Raw genomic sequence first — 17,436 nt, 5'->3', positions numbered from 1 at the left:
CGCGAGTCGGTGGTCAGACGAGTGCGTCGAGAGCGAACGCGGCCCCGGAACGACGTTCGCTGGCCGTCCAGAGACGCGCGGCAGCGGTCCGGTCGTGTGCACGCGGCTCGGCACGGACCACGGCTGCGGGTCCGCGCAGCTGCATCCACCCGGCCGGGCCCCAGTACTCCCCCGAGCGGACGTCCGCGGCGACCGCAGCGTGCACGAGGGGCTCGGCACCGGCGTCCTTGCCCTGGGCGTACAGCCGCTGCGCCGGCCGGGTCCACGCGGGTTCCGGGCGGGACGGCGCGACGTCCGGGCGCTCCGGAGAGAGGGCGTCGAGCGACAGCCCGGGGTGCGCGACCACGCTGGCAACGGACGAGCCCGCATCCGCCAACCGCTGGGCGAGTTCGAAGCCGAACAGCATCACCGCGAGCTTGCTGCGGCCGTACTGCCGGTAGCTGGAGTAGCGGCCGACACGGAACGGGTCGCCCGGGTCGAGGCGGGCCCACCGGTGCGCGATCGACCCGAGGTGCACGACGCGGCCGCTGCGCTGTTCGAGCAGCGGCATCGTCAGCGCCGTCCAGGCGAAGTGCCCCAGGTGGTTCGTGCCGATCTGCAGCTCGGTGCCCTGCGCGGTGGTGCTCGGGGTCGAGGCCCCGACGACTCCGGCGTTGTTCACGATCGCGTCGACGCCGTCCGGTTCGAGGGCCGCGAGCTCGTCGGCGGCGGCACGGACGGAGTCGAGGTCGGCGAGGTCGAGGTGCACGTGCGCCAACGACGCCCCGTCCACGTGCCGGCGGATGCTCTGCTCCGCCGCAGCGGCGCGACCGCGGTCGCGGGTGGCGAGCACGACCCGGTGCCCCGACGCGGCGAGCTGCTCGGCCGCGTGGTACCCGAGGCCCGCGCTCGCCCCGGTGACGACGACCGTGCGGCGACCGTCAGCTGACATGCCCGGCCGATTCCATCTGCCGCAGTGCCTTCTTCAGGTCCTGCACCTCGTCACGGAGTCGCGCGGCGAGTTCGAACTTCAGCTCCGCCGCGGCCTGCAGCATCTGGTCGTTGAGGTCGCCGATCGTCGCCTCGAGCTGGGTCGCGCCCTCGCCCGCGATGCCGCCGCGCTTCAGGTTCGGCGTGGGCGAGCGGCGGCCGTCGGCGCCGGGACGACCCTGCAGCAGCGCCTTGGTGTCGTCGTTCTCGCGCTGCAGCACCTCGGTGATGTCGGCGATCTTCTTGCGGAGCGGCTGCGGGTCGATGCCGCGCTCCAGGTTGTACGCGACCTGCTTCTCGCGACGACGATCGGTCTCCTCGATCGCGGTCTTCATCGAGTCGGTCATCTTGTCGGCGTACATGAGCACCTGGCCCGACACGTTGCGGGCCGCGCGACCGATCGTCTGGATGAGCGACGTCGACGACCGCAGGAAGCCTTCCTTGTCGGCGTCGAGGATGGCCACCAGGGACACCTCGGGCAGGTCGAGGCCTTCTCGCAGCAGGTTGATGCCGACGAGCACGTCGTAGACGCCCTGTCGCAGTTCGGTCAGGAGCTCGACGCGCTTGAGCGTGTCGACGTCGGAGTGCAGGTACCGCACCCGCACACCCGCGTTGCCGAGGAAGTCGGTCAGTTCTTCCGCCATGCGCTTCGTCAGGGTCGTGACGAGCACGCGCTCGTCCTTGTCGACGCGCTGCTTGATCTCCTCGAGCAGGTCGTCGATCTGGCCGTCGCTCGGCTTCACCACGATCTCGGGGTCGACCAGGCCGGTCGGGCGGATGATCTGCTCGACCACGCTGTCCGTGATGCCGAGCTCGTACCGACCGGGGGTCGCCGACAGGAAGACCTTCTGCCCGACGCGGTCGAGGAACTCCTCGAACCGCAGCGGACGGTTGTCGAGTGCGCTCGGCAGCCGGAACCCGTGGTCGACGAGGGTGCGCTTGCGCGAGGCGTCGCCTTCGTACATCGCACCGATCTGCGGCACGGTGACGTGCGACTCGTCGATGACGATGAGGAAGTCGTCGGGGAAGTAGTCGATGAGGCAGTGCGGCGCCTCGCCCGCGACGCGGCCGTCCATGTGCCGCGAGTAGTTCTCGATGCCCGAGCAGAAGCCGATCTGCTCCATCATCTCGATGTCGAACGTGGTGCGCATGCGGAGCCGTTGGGCCTCGAGCAGCTTGCCCTGTCCCTCGAGCTCGGCCAGGCGCTCGGCGAGCTCGACCTTGATGTCGGCGATCGCGCGGTGCATGACGTCGGTGTCGGCGACGTAGTGCGACGCCGGGAAGATCGACACGGCAGGCAGGTCGTCGATCACGTTGCCGGTCAGGGGGTGCAGCGAGGAGAGCGCTTCGATCTCGTCCCCGAACATCTCGATCCGGATGGCGTGCTCTTCGTACATCGGGATGATCTCGATGGTGTCGCCGCGCACGCGGAAGGTACCGCGGGCGAAGTCGACGTCGTTGCGCTGGTACTGCATCGAGACGAACTTGCGCACGAGCTGGTCGCGCGAGATCGTCTGCCCGACGTGCAGTGCCACCGAGGCGTTCATGTACTGCTCGGGTGTGCCGAGGCCGTAGATGCAGGACACGGTCGACACCACGACGACGTCGCGCCGGCTGAGCAGCGAGTTGGTCGTCGAGTGCCGGAGCCGCTCGACCTCGGCGTTGACCGAGGAGTCCTTCTCGATGAAGGTGTCCGTCTGCGGGACGTACGCCTCGGGCTGGTAGTAGTCGTAGTAGGACACGAAGTACTCGACCGCGTTGTTCGGCATCAGACTGCGGAACTCGTTCGCCAACTGGGCGGCGAGGGTCTTGTTGTGCGCGAGCACGAGCGTCGGCCGCTGCACCTGCTCGATGAGCCACGCGGTCGTCGCCGACTTGCCCGTACCGGTCGCACCGAGCAGCACGACGTCGGTCTCACCGGCGTTGATGCGCCCGGCGAGCTCGGCGATGGCCGCTGGCTGGTCGCCACTCGGCGTGTACTCGCTGATGACCTCGAACGGACGTACCGCTCGGGTCGGTTCGATCGCAACACCCATGCCGTCAACGGTAGTCGGCACCCCTGACACCGGCGCCCCTGCTCGCCCTGGGCGTATCGTCCTCGCCAAGCAGCCTCCAAGTCCGCTGATAACCAGCGGGCATAGCGTCCGGTCCGTTCAGCAACCCGATCGCTCCGCACGTCCCCGACGAGCCAGCACGAGCCACACCCGAAGAGGCCCCATGACGACGGCGACCCCCGCCGCACCGACGACGGGCACCCCGTTCCGCGGTCGCATCCGCGGACGAGTGCTCATCCTGCTCTGTTTCATGTACGCGATCTCGTACATCGACCGGACGAACATCTCGACGGCGCTGCCGCACATCACCGAGGAGTTCGGCTTCAACGAGGCCACCGCGGGCCTGATCGTGTCCGCGTTCTCGCTGCCGTACGCGCTGCTGCAGGTCTTCGGCGGCACGATCAGCGAGAAGGCCGGACCGCGCAAGGCCCTCTTCGTCATCACCGTGGTGTGGGGCGTCGCGACACTGTGGACCGGCTTCGCCGTCGGCTTCTGGACCCTGTTCGCGGCCCGGGCGCTCCTCGGGCTCAGCGAGGCCGCGGCGTTCCCGACCGCGACCCAGGCCATGACCCGTTGGATCCCCCGCGACCGCAACGGCTTCGCGCAGGGCGTCGTGCACTCCGCGGCCCGGCTCGGCAACGCGCTGGCTCCGCTGCTCGTCGCCTGGGTGATCGGTTCGACGGGCAGCTGGCGGTGGGCGTTCTTCGCCACGGCGGTCCTGTCCTTCGCCTGGGGCATCGTCTGGTTCGTCTGGTTCCGCGACAAGCCCGAGTCCACGAAGGGCATCACGCAGGTCGAGATCGACGAGCTCCCGCCCGTCGAGACGCGTGCGACCCGTCCGCCGGTGCCGTGGCGGCAGATGGCGCGGCAGATCCTGCCGGTGACCTTCGTCGACTTCGGCTACGGCTGGACCCTCTGGGTGTTCCTCACGTGGCTGCCGACGTTCCTCAGCTCGACGTACGGGCTCGAGATCGGCGACTTCGCGCTGTTCACCACGCTCATCCTGCTCGCCGGCGTCGTCGGGGACACGGTCGGCGGCATGCTCAGCGACCGGATCATCCACCGCGGCGGCAACACCCGGAACGCCCGCCGGACCGTCCTGGTGATCGGACTCGGTGGCTCGCTCGTCTGCCTCGTCCCGCTCGTCATCGGGCAGGGCCTGCTCGTCGCGACGATCTCGCTGGCGCTGTCGTTCTTCTTCCTGGAGCTCTGCAACGCGAACCTCTGGGCGATCCCGATGGACGTCGCCCCGCAGTGGTCCGGCACCGCGTCCGGCTTCATGAACACCGGCTTCGGCATCGCCGGCGTGGTCTCCCCGATCGTCTTCGGACTGCTCATCGACGCGTCCGGCTGGCAGCTGCCGTTCGCCCTGTCGTGCGTGCTGCTCGGCGCCGCAGCGGTCGTGGCGTGGTTCATGAAGCCGCAGCGGCTCACGTCGACGAACGGCGTCCTCGAGGTCGGCACCCCCGCCGCCGAGCAGCGCGCCCCCTGACCCGCGACGCGCACTGTCGGCGGCACGCCGTGCCGAATCGGGCGTACCTGGTCGAGGGGAACGACCAGGTACGCCCGATTCCGCTGTCCGCAACGGGACGCACCGGACGTGCGCGGAGCCCTGGTGGTCCCCGACCGCCGGACGGGAGGCCCGGGTCCGGCCCGACCCGCGCCTCCCGTCCGCCGCGCAACGCGTCCACAGCCTCGCAGCGCGTCCGACGCCGCGCACAGCAAGCAGGAACGGGCGTCCCTGGTCGGGAGAACCGACCAGGGACGCCCGGGGTGCGCGGGTCAGCGCTGCGGGCCGCGCGCCCGACGCTGGGCGCGGGACGCGAGCGACGGCCGGCCGGTGAGCGGCACGCTCAGCGGCGTCCACCGGAACGCCTCGGTGACCGCCACGGACAGCACCACCACGAGCAGGTACGTGACGAGCGTCAGCCACGGACGCGGCACCACGGCCTCGAGCCAGCTGTCGCCGTACAGCAGGATCCAGATCAGGAACGGGTGACTCAGGAAGATCCCGAACGACCGGTCCGAGGCGTAGTCCACGAAGCGCGCGGCCGGGCTGCCGGGGCGCCGACGGTCCGCCCAGCGCGCACCGATCGCCAGGAAGCCGACGAACACCGCGGTGCTCCACACGGCCTCGATCGGCTGCAGTGGTGTCCCGGCGGCGTAGAGCGACTGGCCGAGGGCGACCTGGAGCGCCCAGACGCCGAGCGTCAGCGCGCCGACGCCGGCGAAGGCCCAGAGCACGGCCCGGCGGTGCACCCGGATGAACCGGAGGAACGCGTCGGCGTGGTCGGCGGCGATCGCCCCGGAGACGATGAAGAACACGTACGAGAAGAAGAACTGCTTCTGGTAGCCGTGCAACCAGGCATCGCTCGCCGGGAAGTACTTGTACCCGGCGAACACGACGAGCTGCACGATCAGCGCGACGACGAGCGTCGTGACGTGGTGCCCCCGGGTCTTCCGGACCAGCCACACGATGACCGGCAGCAGCAGGTACACCTGCATGGTCACGAGCAGGAAGTACAGGTGGTACCAGGACGAGCCGGTGACGATGCCCTCGGCGAGAGTGCGCACCAGGTCGGGCACGTCGCCCCGACGCGTGCTGCTGACGAGCCAGCTCGAACCGACGTACACGACCGACCACGCCAGGTACGGCACCCCGACGAGCAGGAACCGCTTCGGCCAGAACTGCGCCATCGGCCGCGGCCGCAGTGTGTAGCTGTAGACGAGCACGAACGCCGTCAGCGAGAAGAAGACGAGCCGGGTGAAGTGCAGCAGGGCGAGCAGCGCGTTCAGGCCGACGTCGTCGGACGCGGCCGTGTGGCTGGTGGTGTGCACGCCGATGACGCAGGCGAAGGTCAGGATCCGGAGGACGTCGACCTCGTACAGGTGGCGTGGCTTGCCCGCCGCGGTGCGGGTCGGGGTCTGGACCTGTGGCTGCTGCGGCTGGCCCTGTGGCTGCGGCTGGGACTGCGCCTGGGCCTGGGCCTGCGGCTGCGGCAGGGCGCCGGTCACGACGGCTGCGCCATCGTCCGCACCTTCGCCCGCTGCACCTTGCCGGTGGGCGCGCGCGGCAGGTCGGGGACGACGATGATCTCGACGGGGCGGCGGAAGCGGGTCAGGTGGGCCTCGGCGCGCGCGGTCAGGTCGGCGACGAGCCCAGCGGCGTCGACCGGGGCCGCAGCAGCGGCGACCGCGCCGGCGTCGTCCGCTGCCTCGGCTTCGTCCGCTGCGTCCTGCTCCACGATCACGTACGCCACCGGGACGGCCCCGAGCACGTCGTCCGGCCGCCCGACCACCACGGCCTCGAGCACCCGGGGGTCGCCGAGCAGGACGTCCTCGACCTCGGAGGGGTAGACCTTCTCGCCGCCACGGTTGATGACGTCGTCGGAGCGTCCCGCGAGCGAGACCCAGCCGTCCGCAGCGACGGACCCCACGTCGCCGGTGCTCAGCCAGCCGTCGGCGTCGAAGCGGTCGGATGCGCGCCCGAACAGGTAGCGCTCGACGATCCCCGGGCCGCGCACCCACAGCGCACCGACCTCGTCGGCGGGCAGGGCTGCGCCGTCCTCGTCGCGTGCCTGCACCTCGGATCCGACGGGCACGCCGACGGTCCCGGGGCGAGCAGGCGCGTCCAGCGGTGTCGCGGTGATCTGCGACGCGCCTTCGGTCATCCCCCAGCTCACGACGAGCGGGACGTCCCCGAGTGCGCTGCGCACCGGGTCCGGCAGCGGTGCCGAAGCGCTCCGGACGAACCGGAGGCCCTCCGGGAAGTCCAGTGGCCCGGTCTTCGCGAGCACGGCGAGGATCGCCGGCACCGCGTTCAGCCAGGTGATGCGCCGCTCGGCGAGCAGTTCCCAGAACCCGGTCCGCCGGAAGCGCACGTCGAGCACGAGCGTCGCACCGGCGACGAGCGTCGCCAGCAGGCCGACGACCTCGGCGTTGACGTGGAACAGCGGCAGCGAGTTGAACCCGCGGTCGCGGCCCGTCAGCCCGTTGTGCCGCGCGACCGCCCGCGCGACGAACAGCAGTTGCGACTCCGGCAGCTCGACGCCCTTCGGAGCGCCGGTCGAGCCGGAGGTGAAGAGCACCACCGACCCCTCGCCCGGTGCGTCCGGACTCTGCGTGGGGACGTCTCCGTCACGGACGGCGGCCGGGAGGAACGTGGCCGCGTCGATCCCGCTGGCGGGCACCCCGGGGACGGTCCCGTCCACGGCGCGGTCCGACACCACGATCGAGGCCCCGCCGATCAGGTCGGCGAGACGGGCCGGCTCGGTCGCCGGCTGTCCGGTGTCGACCGGGACGGCACGGCGCCCGGTCGCCACGGCGGTCAGGTGCACCACGGCGAACGCGAGGGGGTCGCCGACGTCGACGAGGACGGCTCCGGAGGCGGGCACGCCGATCGCGTCGAACGTCGCGGACCAGGCGGTCACGGCGTCCTCGAGCGCTCGGTATGTCAGGACGCGCGCGGAACGCGCGTCCTCCAGGTAGGGGCGCTCGGGGATCTCCGCCGCGCGGTCGCGGATGAGCGAGCGCAGGTCGGGTTCTCCGTCGACGGGCTGCACCAGCAGAGGCTATTGCGCGAGCCTATGAGCCGTCAGAGGGGAACCGGTGCAGCATCCACTGCCAGAGCGCGGTCATCCGGGGGTCCCCGTCCGGTCCGAGCGGCGTGGAGTCCTTGATGATGAACGAGTGCGCCTTCCCCCGGCCCCGGACGTCGGTCAGGATCGCGTGCGGGTCCGCGTCGGCGGGCGGTGGATCGGTGTCCGTCCGGAAGGGGCCGTCGACGCCGTCGTACCCGAGCACTCGCCACGACCCGGTGATCCGCGGACCGAAGGCGTCGCGGACGTCGTCGACGGCGTACATCCGGGCGACGGGGGTCTTGCCGGGCCGGTTCATCCACGCCGCGTGCGCCGGACCCCGTGACTCGACGGGCGACGAGAACATCAGTGCGCCGCGGACGGACCGGATGTGCGCGATGTACGCCGCCTCGCCGCCGCCCTGCGAGTGTCCGGCCACGACGATGTCCCGCCAGGCGATGTCGTCGTCGCCCTGCACGAAGCGGCCCCACCCGCCGTCGGGGTCGTGGTCGTCGAGGTAGGCCACCGCGTCACGGAAGCGCGACACGATCGACCCGGCGGGCGTCACCGAGCTGAACTCGGACTGGCGGGTGCCGTCGAACCGGTTGCGCTGCACCATGCCGTAGCAGCCGGCGTCGGCCTCGCACGTGCCGGAGAGGGTGCGTCCGAGGTTCCAGTAGTCCAGCCCGAGCACGTGGTACCCGTCGGCGAGGGCCTGCCCGAGGAACCGCTGGTACTCCGCCGGGCGGGACCTCGTGGCGGGCAGGAACAGCAGCAGGGGGCCGCCTGCCGAGGTGCGGGCGGCGAAGTCGTCGCGGTTCGGGGTGAGCCGTTCGCCGCTCACGGTGCCGAGCCGGAACCGGTGGAACTCCCCCTCGGGTCCGCGCCCGTCGCCCGATGGCGGCGCGGCGGCGTGCGAGCGGTCGATCGTCGGGACGCGTCCCTCGTCCTCGATGCGCTGCGCACCGAGGAGGTTCGCCGCGACCAGCGCGCCGCCGCCGATCGCGACGAGCACGATCGCGGCGAGCACGAGCAGCAACCGGTGCTTCACGAGGTGATCCGCAACCACACCTCGTCGGCGGATCGGATCGTCTGGTCGAGTGTGCCCGTCGCGTCGACGACGTGGTCGGCGAGGGCGAGTCGGTCGGCGTCACTCGCCTGAGCGGCCACCCGGCGCTCGGCCTCGTCGCGTTCCATGGCACGGTGCTCCACCAGCCGCTCGATGCGCTGCGCAGCGGGGGCGTCGACGACCACGACCGCATCGAACCGCAGCGGGCGGGATCCTCGGGCCTCGGCGAGCAGGGGCACGTCGTACACGACGACGGTGTCCGGGTCGGCGGCCTCAGCCGCGTCGAAGGCACGCTGGGCGAGCCACCAGACCTCGGGGTGGGTGATCGCCTCGAGGTCCTTGCGTGCCGCGGGGTCGGAGAACACGATCGCTCCGAGCGCGGGACGGTCGAGCGAACCGTCGGCCGCGATCACCGAGGAGCCGAACCGCTCGGCGACCTGTGCGAGCCCGGGGCTGCCGGGTGCGACGGCGTCCCGCGCCAGCCGGTCGGCGTCGACGACGACGCCGCCGTGCTCCGCCCAACGCCTGGAGACCGTCGACTTGCCCGCGGCGATGCCGCCCGTGAGACCGATGATGCGCACTGCGACAGGCTAACGACCCGCAGCGTCGAAACGCCGGAAGCCCGGCACCCCCTCGGGGGATGCCGGGCTTCCGGTCAGTGCGACTCGCTCGATCAGTTGGTCGAGCTGAGCTTCTCGCGGAGCGCCGCCAGCGAAGCGTCGTCGGCGAGGGGGCTTGCGCCACCGGTCTCGCTCGAGAACGACGACGAAGAGGAAGCGGACGACGTCGATGCGCCGGCCGGGAGGTCGAAGCCACCCTTTTCCTCGTCGGCGATGGTCTTCGCGACCTGCGCCTTGTGGGCTTCCCAACGACCCTGGGCGGCCGCGTACTGGCCCTCCCACTCGGTGCGCTGGGTGTCGTAGCCCTCGAGCCACTCGTTCGTCTCCGGGTCGAAGCCGTCCGGGTACTTGTAGTCACCCTTGTCGTCGTACTCGGTCGGCATGCCGTAGAGCGCCGGGTCGAACTCGGTGCCCTCGGGGTCCACGCCCTCGTTCGCCTGCTTGAGGCTGAGCGAGATGCGGCGACGGTCGAGGTCGATGTCGATGATCTTGACGAAGACCTCGTCGTTGACCGAGACGACCTGCTCGGCGAGCTCGACGTGCTTGTTCGAGAGCTCGGAGATGTGCACCAGGCCCTCGATGCCGTCGGCAACGCGGACGAAAGCACCGAACGGGACGAGCTTCGTGACCTTGCCCGGTGCGATCTGACCGATCGCGTGGGTGCGGGCGAAGACCTGCCACGGGTCCTCCTGCGTCGCCTTGAGCGAGAGCGACACGCGCTCACGGTCCAGGTCGACCTCGAGGATCTCGACGGTGACTTCCTGACCGACCTCGACGACCTCGCTGGCGTGCTCGATGTGCTTCCAGCTGAGCTCGGAGACGTGGACGAGACCGTCGACGCCGCCGAGGTCCACGAACGCACCGAAGTTGACGATCGAGGACACGATGCCCTTGCGGACCTGGCCCTTGTGCAGGTTGTTGAGGAACGTGGTCCGGGACTCGGACTGCGTCTGCTCGAGGAGCGCACGGCGCGACAGGACCACGTTGTTGCGGTTCTTGTCGAGCTCGAGGATCTTCGCCTCGATCTCCTGGCCGAGGTACGGCGTGAGGTCGCGGACGCGACGGAGCTCGATGAGCGAGGCGGGGAGGAAGCCGCGGAGACCGATGTCGACGATCAGGCCACCCTTGACGACCTCGATGACCGTGCCGGTCACGACGCCGTCGGACTCCTTGATCTTCTCGACGTCGCCCCATGCGCGCTCGTACTGCGCACGCTTCTTGGACAGGATGAGGCGGCCTTCCTTGTCCTCCTTCTGGAGGACCAGGGCCTCGACCTCGTCGCCGACCTCGACGACCTCGTTGGGGTCGACGTCGTGCTTGATCGAGAGCTCGCGCGAGGGGATGACGCCCTCGGTCTTGTAACCGACGTCGAGGAGGACCTCGTCGCGGTCGATCTTCACGACGGTGCCGGAGATGAGATCACCGTCGTTGAAGAACTTCAGGGTCTTCTCGACCTCGGCCAGGAAGTCATCAGCCGAACCGATGTCGTTGATGGCGACCTGCTTAGGAGCCTTGGTCGTAGTGGTTGTCATGTAGAGATTGCTCCGAACGGACATGAGTCGGGCCGTGGCGGGCGAGGAGTCGAGACCCCCGTGGTGCACCGCCGTGGCGATTGATTGTGTGACGCGGATTGCGCCGCACAAGTCTAACCGCACCGGCGGAGCCCCCACAACCGGGCGTGTCGCCCGCGCGTCAGCCGAGCAGCGCGCTCCGCAGCGTGTCGAGACCGATGCTGCCGAGGGCGAGCGCACGACGGTGGAACGACTTCAGGTCGAAGTCGGCGCCTTCGCGGGCAGCGACCTCGTCGCGGATCGACTCCCACACGCGCTGGCCCACCTTGTACGAGGGCGCCTGTCCGGGCCACCCGAAGTACCGCGCGACCTCGAACTGCACGAACGCGTCGTCCATGTTCACGTTCTCGCGCATGAAGTCGAGGGCGTACTCCCACGTCCAGCCGCCGCCGTCCGGGTTGGTCTTCTGCAGGTGCACGCCGATGTCGAGCACCACGCGGGCGGCACGCATGCGCTGGCCGTCGAGCATGCCCAGCCGGTCGCCGTCGTCGTCGAGGAACCCGAGCTGCTCCATCAGGCGCTCGGCGTAGAGCGCCCAGCCCTCGACGTGTCCGGACGAGCCGGACAGCTGGCGGCGCCACGTGTTGAGCTCACCGCGGTTGTAGACGCCCTGGCTGATCTGCAGGTGGTGACCGGGGACGCCCTCGTGGTAGACGGTCGTCTTCTCGCGCCAGGTGCCGAACTCGGTCACGCCCTCGGGCACCGACCACCACATCCGGCCAGCGCGCGAGAAGTCGTCGGACGGCCCGCTGTAGTAGATCCCGCCCTCCTGCGTCGGGGCGATGCGGCACTCCAGCCGGCGGATCGGGTCCGGGATGTCGAAGTACGTGCCGGCCATCGCCGCGACGGAGGCGTCGCTCGTCTCCTGCATCCAGCGCTGCAGGGCGTCCGTGCCGTGCAGGATCCGCGACGGGTCGGTGTCCAGCACCTCGATCGCCCGGGCGACGCTCGCACCCGGCTCGATCCGGTCCGCGATCCGCTCCTGCTCGTCACGCATGCGGGCGAGTTCCTCGAGGCCCCACTCGTACGTCTCGTCGAGGTCGACGACGGCGCCGAGGAACCGGCGGGAGTGCAGTTCGTAGGCCTCGCGCCCGACGGCGTCGACCGGGGTGGCGAGCGGCAGCAGCTCGTGCTCGAGGAACTGCCCGAGGCTCCGGTACGCGGCCGACGCGACCTCGGCCCCGCGGGTCAGCTCGGCACGGAGCGAGTCCGGCACGGGAGCGCCGTCGTCGAACGCCGCACCCTCGGCGAGCCGGCGGAAGAAGCCGTCCTCGGCACCGTTGCGGGCGGCCTGCTCCGCGACCAGGGCGACCTGCCGCTTCGCCGGGGTGACGTCCTCGCGCGTGCCCTCGAGCAGGGTCTCGCGGATGCCCTCGAGCGCGTCCGGCAGCGCGTGCAGTCGGCTGGCGACGTCGCGCCAGTCCGACTCGGTCGCCGTCGGCATCAGGTCGATGATCTCGCGGACGGACTGGGCCGGGCTCGCGATCACGTTGAGGTCGCGGAGGTGCAGCTTCCGCGCGTACGACTCCTGCACCAGGTCGAGTTCGGCGCCGAGGTCCGCCTTCGTGACCTCGTCGACGGGGTCCGCCGCCGCAGCGGCGTCGAGCGCGTGCTTCGTGGCCCGCGCCGCGTCGGCCAGGGCGGCCGCGCCGGCGGGCGAGGTGTCGCCGTACTCCCCCGTGCGACCCGGCACACCGATGTACGTGGCCGTCGTCGGGTCGAGGTCGACGAGGGTGGCGACCCATCCCTCGGCCACGTGGTCGACGGCGGTCTGCTGGCGGACGGGACGCTCTTCGCTCATGCTCCGACCCTACCCACGTCGGCAGGTGCCGTCGGCCGGGCGCGCATCGGACGGGAGGCCCGGTGCCAGCTGGCACCGGGCCTCCCGTCCGTCCTGTGGTCGCCTCGCGACCCGCGGTCAGTGCGCCGCGCTCTCCCAGTTCGCACCGAGACCGACCGAGACGTCGAGCGGCACGGTGAGTTCGGCGGCATTGCCCATCCGGGTGCGCAGGATCTCCTCGACGCGGTCCTGCTCGCCGGGCGCGACCTCGAGGATGAGCTCGTCGTGCACCTGGAGCAGCAGGTGCGACTCGAGTCCGCCGCTGCGCAGGTCCTCGTCGACACCGAGCATCGCGATCTTCATGATGTCGGCCGCCGACCCCTGGATCGGCGCGTTCAGCGCAGCCCGCTCGGCGTTCTCGCGCAGCACGCGGTTCGGGCTCTTCAGGTCCGGGAACGGCCGGCGACGACCGAAGATCGTCTCGGTGTAGCCGTCCTCGCGCGCCTGCTCGACGACGTTGCGCAGGTAGTCGCGCACGGCGCCGAACCGGGCGAAGTACTCGGTCATGAGCGTCCGGGCCTCGGACTGCTCGATGCGGAGCTGCTTCGACAGCCCGAACGCGCTCAGCCCGTAGGCAAGGCCGTACGACATCGCCTTGACCTTGGTGCGCATCTCGGCGGAGACCTCGGCCGGCTCGACGCCGAACACCCGGGCGCCGACGAAGCGGTGCAGGTCCTCGCCCTCGTTGAAGGCCTGGATGAGACCGGGGTCGCCGGACAGGTGCGCCATGATGCGCATCTCGATCTGCGAGTAGTCGGCCGTGATGAGCGTCGTGTACGGCTCGGCGACGGCGAACGCCGACCGGACCCGGCGCCCGACCGCGGTCTTCACCGGGATGTTCTGCAGGTTCGGGTCGGTCGACGAGATGCGGCCGGTGCTGCTGCCCGTCTGCTCGTACCGGGTGTGGATGCGCCCGTCAATGATCGCCGCGTCGAGCGTGTCGACGATCTGGCGGAGCTTCGTGGCGTCGCGGTGCTGCAGCAGCAGGCCGAGGAACGGATGCGGGTGCTGCTCCTGCAGGTCGGCCAGGCTCGCGGCGTCGGTCGAGAACCCGGTCTTCGTCTTGCGGGTCTTCGGCATCGCGAGCTCGGTGAACAGCACTTCCTGCAGCTGCTTCGGGGACCCGAGGTTCACCTCGTGCCCGATCTCGGCGAACGCCTGCTGTGCCAGGTCGGCCGCTCGCTCCCCCAGTTCCTTCGACAGCCCAGTGAGCACCGGGCGGTCGATGCCGACACCGATCGTCTCCATGCTCGCGAGCACCGACACCAGCGGGAGCTCGATGTCGTCGAGGACCTTGAGCGACGACTCGTCGATCCGGGCACGGAGCGCCGTGGTGACCCGCAGGACGAACCACGCGTGCACGCCGACGTTGACCGGGTCGGTCTCCGGCACGAGCTGGTTCGGGTCGGCGGTGGGGAGCTCTTCGCCGAGCTCCTGGTAGACGAGATCGGCCAGCGGCTGCCCCTGCTTGCCGGGCTGGGCGAGCCACCCCGTGATGCGCGCGTCGCCGGCGATGCCGTTCACGACGAAGCCAGCGGTCGCGAGCACCTTGATCGCGGTCTTGGCGTCGTGGAAGTGCTTCGGGGCGTCGGAGGCGAACCACGCCGCCAGCTGCTCGTAGTCCTTCGCGCCGCTGCCACCGGGCACCTGAACGGCGTCGTCGTGCGTGGCGATGCCGATGGTGCTGAGTCGGCCGTCGATGACCTCGACCGCGACGCCGTAGCCGTTCGCCGCCTCGGACGCGTTGCGGCGCTCGAGCCAGTACCCGAGTTCTTCGTCGATCAGCGTCTTCACCGACGGCGGGGTCGCGGCGCCGTCCATCACCCCACCCTCGGCTGGCTGCTCGGACGGTTCGCCGGAGCCGGCGACCTTGAAGACGCGGTCGAGCAGTGTGCGGAACTGCAGCTTGGCGAACAGCTCGCGCACGGCGGTCTCGTCGAGGGGACGGAGCGCGACGTCGGCCGGACCGACGGGCAGCTCGACGTCGGTGACCAGGCGGTTGAGTCTGCGGTTCCGGACCGCACGGTCCTGCTGCTCGCGCAGGTTGTTGCCGACGACGCCCTTGATCTCGTCGGCGTGCTCGAGGACCCCCTCGAGCGAGCCGTACTGCGTGACCCACTTGACCGCGGTCTTCTCGCCGACCTTGTCGATGCCGATCAGGTTGTCGCTGGTCTCGCCGACGAGCGCGGCGATGTCCGGGTACTGGTGCGGCTCGATGCCGTAGCGCTCGTACACCTTGTCGCGGTCGTACCGGGTGAGCTCGGAGACGCCACGGACCGACGGGTAGAGCAGCGTCACGTCGTCGTTGACGAGCTGGATCGCGTCGCGGTCGCCGGAGACGACGTACACCTGGTAGCCCTGCGCAGCACCCTGGGACGACAGGGTCGCGAGGATGTCGTCGGCCTCGTAGTCCTCCTTCGTCACGGTGGTGATGCCCATCGCCTCGAGCGCCTGCTGCAGCAGCGGGATCTGCCCCTTGAACTCGGCCGGGGTCTCGGAGCGGGTGCCCTTGTACGCCTCGTACTCACGGGTGCGGAACGAGAACCGGGAGATGTCGAACGCCACCGCCAGGTGCGTCGGCTTCTCGCGCTGCAGGAGCATGAGCAGCATCGAGATGAAGCCGTGGATGGCGTTCGTGTGCTGCCCGTCGCGGTTCACGAAACTGTCGACCGGCAGCGCGTAGAAGGCCCGGAAGGCGAGCGAGTGGCCGTCGATGACCATGAGGGTAGGCTTTGCGGAGTCCGACACCCGGACAGCCTACCGACGCCATCCGACACGGGAGTTCGAGCGCGTGACCGACGAAGCCACCATCACCGGGAACGTCGACGAGCGCCTCGCGGCCCGCGGGATGGGTGAGCTGGCCGACAAGATGGGCATGGTCATCACCGAGATGTCGGCCGACCGCGCCGTCGGCAGCATCCCGGTCGAGGGCAACCGGCAGCCCGTCGGCCTGCTGCACGGGGGCGCCTACGTCGTCCTGGCCGAGAGCCTCGGTTCGATGGCCGCCAACGTGCACGCCGGCGAGGGCCGCTACGCCGTCGGCATCGAGCTCAACGCATCGCACACCCGGAGCGCCACGTCCGGCACCGTCACCGGTGTCTGCACCGCGATCCACCTCGGCAACACGCTCACCACGCACGAGATCGTGCTCACCGACGACCAGGGGCGCCGCTGCTCCACCGTCCGCATCACCAACCTCATCCGCGAGGCACGCTGACCCGTCGTCAGTCCTCGGGCGGACGCTGCAGCAGCAGCCGTGCGTCGCCGAAGCCGAGCCGTCGGTAGAGCCGCTCCCCGTCGACGCTCGAGTGCACCGAGGTCCGCTCGACGCCGAGGTCGTCCGCGATGTCGAGCAGTGCGGTGACGAGTCGTCCGGCGACGCCGAGCCGGCGCAGGTCGGGGTGCACGTAGACGGTCTGCACGTCGGCGGTCAGGCGTCGGCCTGGCCGGTCCGGGGTCGGCGGCCGGGCGACGAGTCCGAGCCACGCCATCCCGAGCACCGCACCGTCGCGCTCCGCGACCACGCAGCGGTGCGTGTCCGGGTGCTCGAGGGCGAAGGCCGTCATCACCGCGCGGTAGTCGTCCGGCGACGCGGCCGGCTCGGCGCCGCCCTCGCCGACGCTCCACCGCCACCGCAGGTCGGCCACCGCCGGCATGTCGTCAGGCCGGGAGGCCCGGATCACCACGTCGTCCACGGCTCCAGCCTGCCAGGTGGTCGCCACCACCGCCCCGACCGCCGTCCCCACGAGCGCATGCGTCCGCACACTTCGACAGAGCACGCGTCGATCAACCGGTGGCTTGTCGCGACATGCACACGCAGAGGATGCGTCTGCACACTGCGACAGGACACGCGTCGATCGACCGGTGCCGTGTCGCAACATGCACACGCACCGAGTGCCCCACGCGCCCGGGAACGCAGCAGCGCCGCCGGACCGGGGTCCGACGGCGCTGGCGTGAGCGACGGGTGGTACTACTTCTTGGCGCTGAGCTGCTCGATGATCGCCTTGGCGACGTCGTGCATGGTCAGGCGGCGGTCCATCGAGGCCTTCTGGATCCAGCGGAACGCCTCGGGCTCGGTGAGGCCCATCTTCTCGTTGAGCAGGCCCTTGGCGCGGTCGACGAGCTTGCGGGTCTCGAAGCGCTCGACCAGGTCGGCGACCTCGGCCTCGAGCGTGATGATCTGCTGGTGCCGCGAGAGGGCGATCTCGATCGCGGGGAGCAGGTCGTTCGGGGTGAACGGCTTGACCACGTAGGCAAGCGCGCCGGCCTCGGTCGCACGCTCGACGAGGTCCTTCTGGCTGAACGCCGTGAGGAGGACCACCGGAGCGATGTGGTTCTTGGACAGCTTCTCGGCTGCGGAGATGCCGTCGAGCTGGGGCATCTTGACGTCCATCACGACGAGGTCGGGACGGAGGTCGGTGGCGAGCTGCACGGCGGTCTCGCCGTCGCCGGCCTCGCCGACCACGTCGAACCCGTTGTCGCGGAGGATCTCGACGATGTCGAGGCGGATGAGCGACTCGTCCTCGGCGACGACGACGCGACGGGGTGCTGTTGCAGTTGCTTCTGTGTCACTCACAGCCGCAAGCCTACTAGACGTCAGAAGTGCTTCATGTCAGCACACGGCTCAGGCTGCCAGAAAGCGTTGTACGAGTGGCGGGACGCGGTACCGGAACAGCCCCGCACGCCGTGAGCCTGCCTTGTACGAGTGGCGGGACGCGGTACCGGATCAGCCCCGC

General features: G+C 70.4%; 13 protein-coding genes. 2 read left to right on the top strand and 11 right to left on the bottom strand.

Translation table 11 applies throughout. From position 1 onward, the window contains the following. Nucleotides 1-13 precede the first annotated feature (13 nt). Together OGL88_RS07150 and uvrB are read right to left on the bottom strand one after the other, a co-directional pair. Nucleotides 14-931: an SDR family NAD(P)-dependent oxidoreductase gene (locus OGL88_RS07150; protein ID WP_263090841.1), complete on the bottom strand. Its 918-nt coding sequence runs from the start codon at nt 929-931 to the stop codon at nt 14-16. Then, nucleotides 921-2,993 (bottom strand): excinuclease ABC subunit UvrB, encoded by a 2,073-nt coding sequence (gene uvrB / locus OGL88_RS07145; protein WP_308202609.1) that lies wholly within the window; start codon nt 2,991-2,993, stop codon nt 921-923. Before uvrB ends, OGL88_RS07150 begins: the two co-directional genes overlap by 11 nt. Before the next feature lie 193 nt (nt 2,994-3,186). On the opposite strand from uvrB, the gene OGL88_RS07140 reads away from it, so the two are divergent. Beyond that, a complete protein-coding gene (locus OGL88_RS07140) occupies nt 3,187-4,515 on the top strand; it encodes an MFS transporter (protein WP_263090836.1) in 1,329 nt (442 codons plus the stop codon). Between the two features lie 290 nt (nt 4,516-4,805). Here the strand turns inward: OGL88_RS07140 and OGL88_RS07135 are convergent, their stop codons facing one another. From OGL88_RS07135 to polA, 7 genes are all read right to left on the bottom strand, one after another. Further along, a complete protein-coding gene (locus tag OGL88_RS07135; protein ID WP_263090835.1) occupies nt 4,806-6,038 on the bottom strand; it encodes an acyltransferase in 1,233 nt (410 codons plus the stop codon). Beyond that, nucleotides 6,035-7,585 carry a class I adenylate-forming enzyme family protein gene (locus OGL88_RS07130; RefSeq protein WP_263090834.1) on the bottom strand — a complete coding sequence of 517 codons (1,551 nt, stop codon included), beginning with the start codon at nt 7,583-7,585 and terminating at the stop codon, nt 6,035-6,037. Before OGL88_RS07130 ends, OGL88_RS07135 begins: the two co-directional genes overlap by 4 nt. Before the next feature lie 22 nt (nt 7,586-7,607). After that, entirely contained in the window at nt 7,608-8,651 is a 1,044-nt protein-coding gene (locus tag OGL88_RS07125; protein ID WP_263090833.1) for a BPSS1187 family protein, read from the bottom strand. After that, nucleotides 8,648-9,250 (bottom strand): dephospho-CoA kinase, encoded by a 603-nt coding sequence (gene coaE / locus OGL88_RS07120; RefSeq protein WP_263090832.1) that lies wholly within the window; start codon nt 9,248-9,250, stop codon nt 8,648-8,650. The genes OGL88_RS07125 and coaE overlap by 4 nt, the downstream gene beginning before the upstream one ends. Nucleotides 9,251-9,342: 92 nt before the next feature. After that, nucleotides 9,343-10,821: a 30S ribosomal protein S1 gene (gene rpsA, locus OGL88_RS07115; RefSeq protein ID WP_263090830.1), complete on the bottom strand. Its 1,479-nt coding sequence runs from the start codon at nt 10,819-10,821 to the stop codon at nt 9,343-9,345. A gap of 160 nt (nt 10,822-10,981) precedes the next feature. Continuing rightward, a complete protein-coding gene (locus OGL88_RS07110; RefSeq protein WP_263090827.1) occupies nt 10,982-12,661 on the bottom strand; it encodes a DUF885 domain-containing protein in 1,680 nt (559 codons plus the stop codon). Nucleotides 12,662-12,778: 117 nt separating this feature from the next. Continuing rightward, a complete protein-coding gene (gene polA / locus OGL88_RS07105) occupies nt 12,779-15,421 on the bottom strand; it encodes a DNA polymerase I (protein ID WP_263090825.1) in 2,643 nt (880 codons plus the stop codon). A gap of 127 nt (nt 15,422-15,548) precedes the next feature. On the opposite strand from polA, the gene OGL88_RS07100 reads away from it, so the two are divergent. After that, the gene (locus OGL88_RS07100; protein ID WP_111084165.1) at nt 15,549-15,917 is read left to right on the top strand and encodes a PaaI family thioesterase; all 369 of its coding nucleotides are present in this window, start codon (nt 15,549-15,551) and stop codon (nt 15,915-15,917) included. 7 nt (nt 15,918-15,924) lie between these two features. Here OGL88_RS07100 and OGL88_RS07095 read toward each other — a convergent pair whose 3' ends face one another. Both OGL88_RS07095 and OGL88_RS07090 read right to left on the bottom strand, forming a co-directional pair. After that, nucleotides 15,925-16,395: a GNAT family N-acetyltransferase gene (locus OGL88_RS07095; RefSeq protein WP_263090824.1), complete on the bottom strand. Its 471-nt coding sequence runs from the start codon at nt 16,393-16,395 to the stop codon at nt 15,925-15,927. A 275-nt stretch (nt 16,396-16,670) separates the two neighbouring features. Continuing rightward, on the bottom strand, nt 16,671-17,276 hold the full coding sequence (locus OGL88_RS07090; RefSeq protein WP_022905562.1) for an ANTAR domain-containing response regulator: 606 nt from the start codon (nt 17,274-17,276) through the stop codon (nt 16,671-16,673). Nucleotides 17,277-17,436 lie beyond the last annotated feature (160 nt).

The sequence above is a fragment of the Curtobacterium sp. RIT-PI-V genome (assembly GCF_025642935.1).
In the GTDB taxonomy this organism is placed as follows: Bacteria; Actinomycetota; Actinomycetes; order Actinomycetales; family Microbacteriaceae; genus Curtobacterium.
This window is presented reverse-complemented; position numbering and strand designations above follow the sequence as displayed.

What these genes read in the sequence shown, in the direction of transcription:
- OGL88_RS07150 (WP_263090841.1), bottom strand. Translation starts at nt 931, where the DNA reads ATGTCAGCTGACGGTCGCCGCACGGTCGTCGTCACCGGGGCGAGCGCG.
- OGL88_RS07110 (WP_263090827.1), bottom strand. Translation starts at nt 12,661, where the DNA reads ATGAGCGAAGAGCGTCCCGTCCGCCAGCAGACCGCCGTCGACCACGTG.
- polA (WP_263090825.1), bottom strand. Translation starts at nt 15,421, where the DNA reads ATGGTCATCGACGGCCACTCGCTCGCCTTCCGGGCCTTCTACGCGCTG.
- rpsA (WP_263090830.1), bottom strand. Translation starts at nt 10,821, where the DNA reads ATGACAACCACTACGACCAAGGCTCCTAAGCAGGTCGCCATCAACGAC.
- OGL88_RS07140 (WP_263090836.1), top strand. Translation starts at nt 3,187, where the DNA reads ATGACGACGGCGACCCCCGCCGCACCGACGACGGGCACCCCGTTCCGC.
- OGL88_RS07100 (WP_111084165.1), top strand. Translation starts at nt 15,549, where the DNA reads ATGGGTGAGCTGGCCGACAAGATGGGCATGGTCATCACCGAGATGTCG.